The organism is Mesorhizobium hawassense (genome assembly GCF_003289945.1).
Taxonomy (GTDB): domain Bacteria; phylum Pseudomonadota; class Alphaproteobacteria; order Rhizobiales; family Rhizobiaceae; genus Mesorhizobium; species Mesorhizobium hawassense.
The window spans coordinates 637,019-649,761 of the sequence record NZ_QMBP01000001.1 but is presented as its reverse complement, the minus strand read 5'-3'; the positions used below and the strand labels follow the sequence as shown (position 1 = coordinate 649,761).

Annotated in this window: 4 protein-coding genes; 3 read left to right on the top strand and 1 reads right to left on the bottom strand. The window is 61.4% G+C overall.

What is annotated here, in order from left to right; translation table 11 throughout:
- Nucleotides 1-21 precede the first annotated feature (21 nt).
- From DPM33_RS02935 to DPM33_RS02925, 3 genes are read left to right on the top strand one after another with little or no spacing between them, the layout of a single operon-like run.
- Nucleotides 22-2,904, top strand: coding sequence for a leucine-rich repeat domain-containing protein (locus DPM33_RS02935; protein ID WP_167448923.1), 2,883 nt, complete (start codon nt 22-24; stop codon nt 2,902-2,904).
- 26 nt (nt 2,905-2,930) lie between these two features.
- Complete coding sequence (locus tag DPM33_RS02930) at nt 2,931-9,398, top strand: RHS repeat-associated core domain-containing protein (protein ID WP_112095381.1); 6,468 nt, start codon at nt 2,931-2,933, stop codon at nt 9,396-9,398.
- 26 nt (nt 9,399-9,424) lie between these two features.
- Complete coding sequence (locus DPM33_RS02925; RefSeq protein ID WP_146770187.1) at nt 9,425-10,072, top strand: hypothetical protein; 648 nt, start codon at nt 9,425-9,427, stop codon at nt 10,070-10,072.
- A 297-nt stretch (nt 10,073-10,369) separates the two neighbouring features.
- On the opposite strand, the gene DPM33_RS02920 is transcribed toward DPM33_RS02925, so the two are convergent.
- A complete protein-coding gene (locus tag DPM33_RS02920) occupies nt 10,370-12,739 on the bottom strand; it encodes a 1-deoxy-D-xylulose-5-phosphate synthase N-terminal domain-containing protein (RefSeq protein ID WP_112095377.1) in 2,370 nt (789 codons plus the stop codon).
- Nucleotides 12,740-12,743 lie beyond the last annotated feature (4 nt).

Below are 12,743 nucleotides of genomic sequence, written 5' to 3'. Positions count from 1 at the left end.
CCAACCAAACGGACTATGGCAATGACGCGCCTCGCAAATTGTCTCTTCTGTCTCTTCTCACTGGTTGTGGTGCTGCTGGCCGCCGGCCAGTCGCCGGTCCGCGCCGATGATGCGAAGATCGTGCTCTTCGAAGACCCGACGCTCGAGGCAACCCGCCTGCACTACCCGCTACTCATTTCCGAGGGCCGGGGCTATCGCATACGCTGCGCCAGCCAGGCGGATGAAGAGGCCGTTATCCGCGGCCTCGGGTTTACCATCCTGCCCACGGATGTTCTCACCGCGGTGGACCCGGCCATCGTAGCGGCCGACCCGGGTTCCAATCCGCTGCTCTGCCCCAGCGCCTCGAACTATCCCATCAAGATCTTCGCCCACGATAGCGGGAGCGGGCTTGTTCCCTATTTGCAGTTCCCGACCGATTTTGGCGCCGCCACGTTCACCGACAGGCTGTACATTCCGGGGTGCGCCGATTTGGTGAAGCAGCTCAAACTTGACCTCACACAAGCGCTCGCCGCCGATCCGACACCGTTCTTCACCGGCAAGATTCACAAGATCGATTGCCTGCAGGGAACACCGGTAGCCGATCCGCCCAACACCTTCGCCAAGTGGTGCATGAAGGGTGACCGCACTCCCGCCGAAACCGCAACCGTTATGGCCGTTCTCGATTCGACGCCGGGCGGCGTTTCGGCCCTCGGCAATCAGGCGGCGTGCGATACGGCCGACGCCTTTCTGGCCTCAATCACCAACCTCAATCTCAACGGCCGCGGCGTTCAGTCGCTTGAACCTGTCGCCGTACTTTCGAAATTGACATCGCTCTCTGTGGCCGGAAACCAGATCAGCGACCCTGAGCCGCTGACCAAAATGCGGGCGCTGACCTTCCTGGATATTTCCAACAACAAGCTCACCAGCATCAACGCCCTGGCGCCGCTCACCGCATTGATCCGCCTCAGTGTCGCCGGCAACCATCTGACCGATATCCGGTCGCTCTCGGCGCTTGCACTGCTGACCAACCTTACCCTTGACAACAACCAGATCACCGATCTCTCGCCGCTTCAATTCCTGCAAGCGCTGGCAACTCTGTCCATCGCCAGCAATGGCCTTACCGGAGAAATGCTCGATCCTCTGAATGCTCTCGGCGGCCTCAAAACACTAAACCTCGCCAACAACCAGATCGAAACCTTCGCCAATCTCGCGAGCTTCCCCTCGTCGCTGACCATCGATCTATCTGGCAATCCGATCGTCGCCAGCGGTGGGCTGACCTTCGCCGACACCTGCGTGTTGAGCCGTGATGCCGCAACACCGTACGGGCAAACCATCCGGGCCCTGGTGACGGTGGGTGGTGGCGGCACCTGCGCTGCCGTGGGCAACGCGTTGCTGGCAAGCACGACGCTTGATCTATCCTCCAAGGTCATAAGCGATCTGCGGCCCCTCGCAACTCTGCCGCATCTGACCAGTCTCAACCTGTCGTCAAATGCAATCGTCGATCTCACGCCGCTGTCGGGTCTGGCGCACCTGACAAACTTGAACCTCAAGGCAAACGCCATAACCGATGTGCGCCCGCTTGCGCCACTCAATCAACTTGTTGCGCTCGATGTGTCGGAGAACCCCATTCAGGTCAACGACTTCCTGTCGGGATGCCTGATGCGCAACCAAGCCAATGCGCTCAACGCCAACCAGCTGGCGGAGGTCAACGCGCTGCTGTCGATTTCAGGCAAGTCCGGCTGCGGCGAAGCCGCCGCTGACCTTCAAGATCGGCAATTCGTCGATGCCACCAATCGCGGCCTTGCCACTGTCGACTATTTTCCGATCCTGGCCAATCTGACGTCGATCGACCTGTCCGACAACAACCTGACCGATCTGGCGCCGCTGTCGGTGGTCCCGGGGCTCACCCGCCTTGTGGCACGCAACAACCAGCTTTCCGACATGCAGGCCATTCTTCCGCTGAAGCGGCTCGAGCAGCTAACGCTCGATGGCAATCCGCTGCAAACGATTGCCGGCGTTGGCCAATTGAACAAGCTCTCGCGCCTGTATTTCTCTGACACCGCCGTTCGCTCTGTTCTGCCGCTGGCCGATCTGCCGCTTCTTGAAGATGCGAGAATGCGAAACCTTCCCCTGAATTTCGGCAGCTTCGCCGAATACTGCATCGTCAACCGGTTCGATGCGATCGCACTCGGCAATATCCGTCCATTCATGGTGGCGATCGACAGCCGGCTGCAGGCCGATCACGTCGATACCAACGATTGCGCGGCAGCCGATAGCTGGGCGCACGCGCAAACCTCGCTCACCCTCAACAAGAAATCGATCATCGCAGTCGACCCGATCATGCATTTCCGGTCGCTTCAGGAGGTGAACCTGGTCGACAATCTGATTGCCGACGCAACGCCGATTGCGTCGTTGACCGGTCTCTTGAAGCTCAACCTCATGTCGAACCGTCTCAGCACCCTTCCGCGCTTCGGTTCCGCTGGCCTGCGCGAGATCTATTTGAGCGTCAATTCGATATCGAGCATCGGGAGCCTGGCCGGCATGCCGCAATTGACCACCGTCGAACTGCGGACCAATCGCATCTCCGATGCAAGCCCCCTGGCGTCGGATGCAACGCTGGCGACCGCCGACCTTCGCGGCAATCTGATCGGCGTTGGTGATTTCGCCACGGTGGATGCGATCCTCGACAAAAGCCTGCTGTTCAACAACCCGATCTGTGACTCGATTGCGATGGACAATCCGCGCGTGTTCAAGGCGTGCGATCGCATCTCCGTCCACGGCATCAATCCGGCAATCATCGGAGACCTCTCCGTCATTCACGCGATCGGCGCAAACAACGGTGCAGTCGACTTCTGTCACGGACCGGCCTGCCCTCTCGTTCGCATCGAGCCCAACATCATCAATCGCATCATAACCAGCCCATAAGCCCAGCCGCTGAAAGGGATCCTGTCATGAAGAAGTGCAACCTTTTCAAGATCACCTTCGCCGCAGTTGTCGCAATAGTAATTCATGGCGCGGCGCGCGCCGACGACAAATCGGCAACTTCAGTGGTGCAGCTTCCCGCCGCTGGCGGCACGGTAACGCGCGAGGAAGGCAGCTTCACGCTGAATAACAATACGGGAGCGGCCAATTTCACCCTGCCGCTGCCGAGCCTGCCGACCCGCGGCCAGTTCGGGCCGCAGATCAATCTCACCTACAATCAATTTTCCGGCGATAATGGTAACGGCCTCGGAATCGGCTGGCGTTTCGGCATCAGCTCCATCGCCTTCAATGATGATTTGGGCACGGCCATACCGGGAACGCGGCCCGAGGGCGGGTTCTTTTCGCATCTGTCCTACAACGGCGTCCGCCTGATCTTTCAGGGCAACACCAACGGCGTGTGGGAATACCGGCCCGAATACGCCGAGGACTATTCGAAAATTCTCTATCACACGGGTCCCTTCGATGTGGTAAGCCTGAACAAGACTGGGGCTTTGCAGACCGATACCATTCCATCGGGCTTCGAGGTGCAGGGGGCCGACGGCTCGCGCATGATCTTCTCGGGCGACCCGGCTATCGCCGAGGGGAATTTTTCATCCTCGAAACCTTATGTCGCCAACTGGCCCCTGGTGCTGCAGCTCAATGCCAATCGCGAGGCGGTACGCTACGAATACCAGAAGTTCGGCGGCCGCGCCTATCTGAAGACCATCAGTTTCGCCGGCGGCCAAAGCACCTACAGCTTCGATCTGATCGACACGCAGGCTACCCTGGTCAGCCACACGACCGGCGCAACCCAGCGCAATGCCAAGCTCTATGGCAAGGTCACGGCCCGCTTCAACAACACGGTCTATGCCCAGTGGTGCATGGGCTATGTGGGCCGCGATACGTCAAACACCACGAAATTCGTAGTCCGCGCGCATCCCGATTGCCTGGCTCAGGCGCAGGCCGATTTGCAGCCGCGCATCGATGCTAATTCCTTTAACGTGCTCGATCAGCTTCGCGTACTCTATCGCTATGGCGAAACGGGCGGTGCGGCGCTGGCCGCCAACACCCTGAAGTTTCCGGATGTTCGCTTCGACTATTCGTCGTGGACCGCTTCCGAACTCGCGTCGCGCCCGGTCGTTTTCGAAGCGCCTAAAATGGCCTTCGCCGGCGATATTCCGCCGCAGAATTTCGAACTCGCCGATTTGAACATGGATGGCTTAACCGACATCGTGCAAACCAAGGACGATGGCGCGACCGTTTATCTGGGTGGCGGCGATCTCTCGAGCGCATTCTCCGAAACCCGCCAGCTGCTGCTGAGCCGGCCCACTGACAGCGGCATGGTGCGGCAGATTGCGCCGCGGCTCACCGACGACCGCTTTGCCTTCGCCGACCTGTTTGGCGACAGCTATGTCGACATCGTCGAGATCGGCGATGGTGTCATGTACATCTACGATGGCCATGCCGATGGCTCGTTTCCGTATATCGGCCGCAGCATTCAGGTGCCGGGCATTTCGCCCACCAGCTTCGCCGGCGGCCACGGCCGGTTCGCCGACCTGAACAACGACAGCCTTTCGGACATCGTCACCACCCACCTCAATGCGGACGGCAAGACCGAATGGCAGATCTTTCTCAATCTGACTCGGCGCCAGCCCGACGGCGGCTATGCCGTCAATTTCGGCGCCATCACCAAGCGGTTTCCGTTCGAAAGCAACGACGGCCAGATTCTCAGCCGCGGCAATGTGCGCCTAGTGGATGTGAATGGCGACCGCCTGCCCGACCTTGTGGTGATCAGGCCGGCCGATCAGGGCTTCTGCCTGTATGAAAACCAGGGCAACATCTTCTCGACCGACCCGAACGCCCTGCTGTTTGGCGACGCCACCTTGAACGACCGCATCTGCGGGCACGGCACCTTCTCCAAGATCGGGGGCATGCAGCCGGGCGATAACCTGCAGACCATGTGGTACATCGATGCTAATGGCGACGGCATCATCGATTTCGCGTCGATGGGCGACCGCACCGACCAGATGAAGGTGTGGCTTGGGTTCGGCAACGGCAGCTATCTGAGCGACCCGATCAACATCCAACTCAATCTGCGCGTTCAGGTTGGCACCTCTTCGCAGACTTTCAGTTCGCGCGTGGCCGATATCGACGGCGATGGGCAAGCCGAAATTCTGGTGTTCCAGAAACCGTCGGGGGAGGATGTGAAGCCGGTCGTGGTGATCGACTTCAACCGAACCGATACGATGCAACTGGTGAAGGCAAACCTGCTGACGTCGGTGGATTTCGCATCGGGCCGCCGGCATGACATCCGCTATGCCACTTCGATCGACGAAATGCTGCGCGACCGTGCAAATGGCCTATCGTCGCACAACCTTCACTTCCCCGTTGTCGTCGCCAAGCAAATCGTCACCTCGCAGGGCGTGCCGGGCATGGCCCGGGCCCAAGCGCAGACCGAGGAGTATTATTATCACAACCCATACTACGATGTGATCAACCGCCGCTTCATCGGCTTCTCCGATGTCGAGAAAGTGACCTACGGCGATGAAACCGTCGGCACCGGCCGTGTCACCCAGCGCTCCGGCATGACCCGCGAGCAGTTCTACACTTTTGCCGAAGCCGCCGCCGATTTGAACCTCGCCGGCAAGCTGAAGATCCGCAAGACCTATGAGCTGAAACCGGATGCAACATTGCTGGCCAGCGCCGATGCAACGCTGCAATTCGATCCCGCCATGGTTACGCTGCATTCTTTGTCAACATCCACCCGGTCGCAGAAATTGCCGCAGACCGGAGCCATGCTGAAATGCGAGTCTTCGATCTGGGAGGCGCATCCGAATGGCGATGGCTCTTCGTATCTGCGCAAGGTGAAAGACACCCTTGTCGAACAGGCCGGCACGGCCGAGCAGCAGGACCCCGCCGATCCCGAATGCAAGGATCCGGTCAAAACGCAGACCTATTCTGAGTTCGACAAGTACAACATTCCGGCAATCGAGACCGTTCAGGTCCGTGATATTCCCGGTCCTCAAGGTCTCACCGTGCCCGGCTTCACGCGAACCACGGAGACGGACTATGCCGAGTCGCGCAGCGCGCTCGCTGCGCTCGGCATTGTCAATGCCGGCTCGCAGCGGCGGGTGCTCACCGGCACACGCCTCCTCAGCCGCGAAAGCTATGTCTACCTCCCGGATTTCGGCGGCCGCATGGGTTCGCGCATGCTTGAGGTTTTCTCGGGCCTCGGCACGGTTCCAGCGACCCTCGAGTCACTCAAAACTCCGGTCCGAGCGCTCACCAAAAAGATGGCCTACGACGTGTTCGGCAACGTCATCGCCATGTCCGACGATTTCGGCCAGACAGAAGCCGTTTCTTACGAGGAGACCGGCACGCTGCCTCTCCGCCACGCCAAGCTGGCTGGCGGCACACCGGAGCTCGACCAGGTGACGGCGATGACCTATGACGGCCCGCGCCAGGGCGCCGTCAACACCATGACCACGCCTCTCGGCATGGTGGTCACGCAGGAATATGACGCGCTCGGCCGCAAGATCCGCGAAGTAGCCGCAGATGGCGCCGAAAAGGTGTTTCACTACAAGATCGGCGAGAACGGCCTGCCGTCGCTCATCCTCACCTCCAAGCGCCGGTATCCGAATGCCGCCGCAACGCCCCAGGGCGAAACCGAGTGGATCGACGAGATGGCCGCCTACAACGCGCGCGGCGACAAGATTGCCGATCTCGAAAACGCAGCCGATGGCGGCGTCAGGGTCAGCAACTTCCTGTTCTACAACCGCAACGAAAAAGAGACCTTCCGCTGGACACCTTTTGTGGTGACGAGTTTCGGCGGGGTGGCAAATCTCGATCTGCAAGCAACCTTTGGTTTGGGAGACATTCCACGTCCCGATCATGAGATCGGCAACGCCTATACCTACGACGCTGCGGCCCGCATGGTCCACGAGACGCATCCTTCCGGCAAGTTCTCGGATTCGAGTTATGAGCCGTGGGGCACGATCATCAAAACGACTTATACCGACCAGTTTGCTGGAACGGTGACGACCAGTGAGTATTCGCTCAGCAACGAGAACGGCATCACTGCCGTGATTGCCAGCGACGGCAACGGACGCAACGACATCACCCGTTTCGTGCGCGATAGCTTCGGCTACCTCAGCGAAATCTGGCTGCCCGGCGAAACCACGCCGCGCCGCCTCACCCACAATTCAGTCGGAGATATCGAATATCAGTCCCTGCCTGGCATGGGCGAGCGTTATGCCTTTTACGACAAGCGGGGCCGCCAGTCGGCGGTTGCCCGCATTGGCAAGAATGGCGAAACGTCCGTGCAGACCTACACTTATGACTTTTTGAACCGCAAGCTGACGGAAGTGAACGATGGTGTGCTGCACCTCGAATACCAGTATGACCGCGCTGTCCAAGTTGCTTCGGCGGCAGGCTTCGAAGATGGCATCCCGCTGCCGCTGGACAAGACAACACAGGTCACCATTCACGATCCGAACGGCCTGCTGAATGCGGTCGAACGTTATGCCTACAACAAGAACGGCCGCATGGTGACCAACGAGGTTGAAATCAACGGCGCATCCTATGCCGATCATTTCCATCAGACGCTCGACGGGCGCATCGATTCATCTGTCGGGCCGCGCGGCCTTGCCTCCAAATTCGCGCTCGGTCCCGACAAGAATTTGAAGTCGGTGACCGTCATGCACTCGGATTTTAACGGGCCGCAGAAAGTGATCGAGAACATCACCTACAACGCCGAAGGCCGCATTGCGCGCGTCGACTATCGGCAGGGCGCCTTCACCGAAATGACCTACGATCCTGCCACTCTGTTCATGACGAAGATCGTGTCAAAAGCCGGCGGCATGCCGCTGCAGGATCTCTCGATGACCTTCAACTCCAACGGCTCGATCACCGAGATCGTCGATGCCCTGCGCGATGGGTCGGGCGGGCCTACTCATGTCGACCGTTCGGGCACCTTCCACTATGACTTCAAGAACCAGCTCGTCTCGTTCAAGCGTTACGGTGAGCAGGCGAACTTCGAATACACGCCGGCAGGCGCCTTTGCCCGCGACGACGAATTCGATGCCCGCGCCCCGCTGGTGCCGGTGGCGGATACGGGCCTCGTCCCGGCCAGCACCGCCGCAAAGCGCTACGGCTTCGACGCATTTGGACAGTTGGCCAATTCGCCGAGCCTCACCGGCACGGTGTTCGATATCAACGGCAACCTGATCCGGGCACAGGCCGCGGCCAAGGATGTTTTCTATGGCTACGACCAGACCGGACGACGCCTTTACAAGAAGGTCGTCACCACTGATGGCTCGGCGCCGGACCAGCTCTACCTCTACCCTGTGGAAACTTTCGAGGTCGGCCCCAAGGGCGAGGAAAGCTATGTCAATATCGCGTCGACAAAGCTGGTGCGCCTCGAACATGGCACCGGCAAGTGGTTCTACTATCTGAAGGATCACATCGAGAGTTCCGACTATGTGATTGCTTCAGATGGCACACCCGTCGAGCAGATGCTCTACCGCGCCTATGGTACCGAACATCAGCCGGAGGTGGTGGCACCTGCCTGGGGCCAGCATGTGACGCAAGTGGCCGCGGAACTGCCGCGTGAAAAAACGCACCACCGCTACACCGGCAAGTACCTGGACGACGACACCGGCCTCTATTACTTCGGGGCGCGCTACTACGACCCCGTGCTTGGCCGGTTCATTTCGCCCGATCCCCTTTATGTGGGCGATCCCGAACGCTGCACGGGCAATCCTGTGTCGTGCAACCTCTTTGCTTACGCCAACAACAACCCTATGGCGTATATCGATCCGACCGGTCTCAAGGAGATCGTAGCGGGCGACGCCGCCTACCGGCGCCAGGTCGAAGAGGATATGCAGCGCACCGACCCGACGGCCCGCGTCGACAGCAAGACCGGCGAAGTGTCGCAAAGCTGGCTGCACGGCGCCTGGCTCGACATCAAGAACTTCTTCGTGCCGGGCACCAGCATGGACACTGGGCGCGAACTGACCAAGCGCATCGTCGACAGTCCGGAAACGGTGACAATTCAGAATGTGCCAGGCAGGACCGGCACCGTTCCCACCGACTTAACGAAGGACCCTACAACCACGCCCGGCGGCGCGATCATCAAGTACGACCCCGCCGCCGCACGGACACGGACATCGCCGGAATTCGACAAGGCCACGAACACTGTGTCCAACAATGCGGCGGATCCGGGCATCGTGCTCGCCCATGAGCAAATTCACGCCTCGCACATTCAGTCCGGACAGATTTCGGGCATGGGTCCGGCAACTTACAAGGGGCTGGATGGCTCGACCCACACCTCCATGGACGAGGAAGCTCGCACCGTCGGCGTGGGCGGCACGCCGCGGCCTGACGATATTACCGAGAACCAGTTGCGCGACATGCTGGGCATTCTGCCGCGCAACAACTACTCGCCATTCCATCCATGATCTGCGCACAGATTGGGAGGTTGACCGTGATTCACTTCCACACCTTGAAGGCGGCCCTCGCAGCCCTTGCCATGCTGGCCGGGTCCGCTGTATTTGCCCCGTTGATGAGCCAGCCGCTGAAAGAACCGCAGGCGGTTCCCCTCGACTTCCTCGCTTGGATCGACAAGGATCCCGGCTGGCTGCGGCAGCAGTTGGCTGCCCTCGGTGTCGTCAACGCGCCGAAGATTCAAAACACCATGCTTGAGACGACCGACCTTGCCACGCTCAAGGCCGCCAATCGCATTCGCGCCTTCGCCTACCTAGCGGCTAAGGGACAAAGGCCGCCCTTCTACGATCTGGCTTTGGGGGGCCCCTCCGGCCCGGTTCGCTGTATTACGCAATTTCCGCTGGCGATCGTGCCGGGGCTGGGGCCGCTGGATTTTGCCAGGCCGTCGTTTCCTGCCGCCGCCGCAGACCCCGCAATCCTGAAGGCTTGCACCGTCCAGGAGGCCAAGAACGCGCCCTACGCGGGCATGGACCGGGCATCATTCCGCGAGCAGTATTTCGATCTCCACGGGCTTCTGAAGAAGGAACACCAGACCATGAATGCCGATCCGGCGTTCATGGCAAAGGCAATCGATCTCGGCTTCTTCCTGAACACCGAGGATTTCAGCGGGGTCCTGACCGTGGAATGAAGCTCTTCTTGGAAACGCCGCTTGATCAGCCGGCGTCGCCTTCATTGCTCATCGCAATCTCAGTTGCGCCTGAAAGCGTTGATCTGGATTGAGCAGGGCAGACGCGCGCTATCAGGACGCCACGCGTGCCAGAAGCCGCCGCCTTCCAATCTAGAAACCGAATCTAGTGTCTCACTTTGCCCATGAGCACCCGCAATTCGGGCTGAGGCGCGACCAAGAAAGTTCGAAAAGCTTCCAGGAACCCCAGCCACTCTGATTTTCACAACAAGACAGCGCTAAAGGCCTCGGCAGGTCTTGTCAGGCCGAAAGTCGGATCGGCCGGCCGGGAGCGATGCGGCTTGCGGCGGCGACGATGGCGTCGGCATCGATGCCGAAATGGCGATAGAGATCGCCGATGGTGCCGGTCTGCCCGAAATGCTCCACTCCGAGGGGCACCGTGCGATGCCCGGCCACGGCGCCGAGCCAGGACAATGTCGCCGGATGGCCGTCGATCACGGTGATCAGCGTGCAATGCGCTGGCAGGCGGGCGAGTAGCCGCTCGGCCAGGCTCATCGCCGTGGCGTGACCGCGCGCCCTTGCGCGCCGAGCCGCCGTCCAGCCGGCGTTCAGCCGGTCGGCCGATGTCACCGCGAGCACGCCGATGTCGCGCCGGTCGCCGCCGATACGGCCGGCTGCCTCGATGGCCTCGGTCGCCACCGTGCCCTGGTAGGCGATCACCACCTCGGCATTCGATCCCGGCTCGCGTAGCCAGTAGGCGCCGTCGATCACGCCCTCGGCGAATCCCGGATCGCCGCGGTGCTGCGGTTGCTCCATCGGGCGGGTGGAAAGCCTCAGATAAACCGAGCCGCCGGTCTCGTCGCGCAGCCAGGTGCGTTCGTTGGGATCGCCCTCGCCGTCGCGCTGCAGATAGTCGAAGCTCCAGTCCATGATAACAGACAGCTCGTCGAGGAAGGCCGGCTCGAAAGCGGCCAGCCCGTCCTGCGCCATGCCGATGAGCGGCGTGCCGATCGACTGGTGCGCTCCCCCTTCGGGCGCCAGCGTCACGCCCGACGGCGTGCCGACCAGAAGAAACCGGGCGTCCTGGTAGCAGGCATAGTTCAGCGCATCGAGGCCTCGCGCGACGAAGGGATCGTAGACCGTTCCGACCGGGATCAAGCGCTGGCCGAACAGGGAATGCGACAGCCCCGTCGCGCCCAGCATCAGCATCAGGTTCATCTCGGCGATGCCCAGCTCGACATGCTGGCCCTTGGGCGAGAAAGCCCATTTCTGCGCCGAAGGGATACGCTCGTCGCGGAACGTGTCGGCCCGCGCCGCGCGCGCGAACAGGCCACGCCGGTTGACCCAGGGGCCGAGATTGGTCGAGACGGTCACGTCCGGCGCCATGGTGACGATCCTGTCGGCCAACGGCCCACCGGCCTTGGCGATCTCGTCGAGGATCTTGCCGAAGCCGGCTTGCGTGGACAGCATCCTGTCCGACAGTTTCACCCTCTCCGGGCGCGGCAAAGCGGGCGCCTCGAACCGGCGCCTGCCCTTGGCAAAGAACGGCACGCCGGACAGGAAGGCGCGCAGGCCGCTCTCGTCGGGCACGGCGGCAAACGGCTCCCACTCCACGCCAACCGGCACGCCCATGGCGCCGCGGAATATCTCCATCTGCGCCGGCGTCATCAGGCCCGCATGGTTATCCTTGTGCCCGGCCAGCGGCGTGCCCCAGCCCTTGATCGTATAGGCGAGGAAGACCGTCGGCCGGTCGTCGTCCGCGGCATCGAAGGCCTCGCAGAGCGACGACAGGCAGTGTCCGCCAAGGTTTTCCATCAGCCCCGCGAGCTCGGCGTCGCCGCGGCGATCCAGCAGCGCCGTAATGGCGCCCTGGTCGCCAAGATCATCCATGAGCCGCTTGCGCCAGGCCGCGCCACCCTGAAAGGTCAGGGCCGAATAGAGCGCGTTGGGGCAGGCATCGATCCAGTCACGCAGCGCCTCGCCGCCCGGTTCGGCAAAGGCCGCGCGCTGCAGGGCGCCGTATTTGAGGCGGACCACCCGCCAGCCGAAGGCGGAAAAGATCGCCTCGATGCGGTGCCAGAGCCCTTCGCGGACAACGCCGTCGAGGCTCTGGCGGTTGTAGTCGATCACCCACCAGACATTGCGCAGGTCATGCTTCCAGCCTTCCTGCAACGCCTCGTAGATGTTGCCCTCGTCGAGTTCCGCGTCGCCGATCAGGGCGACCATCCGGCCTTCCTTGCCGGTCCAGTCATGGCCGCGCAGATAGTCCTGCGTCATCGAGGCGAAGATCGGGAAGGCCGCGCCCAGGCCGACCGAGCCGGTCGAGAAATCGACATCGTCGACGTCCTTGGTGCGCGATGGGTAGCTTTGCACGCCGCCATAGCCGCGGAAATTCTTCAGCTTCTCCAGCGGCAGGTTGCCCATCAGATACTGGACCGCGTGGAACACCGGCCCGGCATGCGGCTTCACCGCGACGCGGTCCTCGGGACGCAGTGCGTGGAAGTAAAGCGACGTGATGATCGCCGCCATCGAGGCCGATGAGGCCTGATGACCGCCGACCTTGACCTCCCCCTCGCCCTTGTCGCGCAGATGATTGGCGTTGTGGATCGTCCAGCAGGACAGCCACAGAAGCCGGCGATGCAGCGTTTCCAGATGGTCGAGGTCGATCATGGCG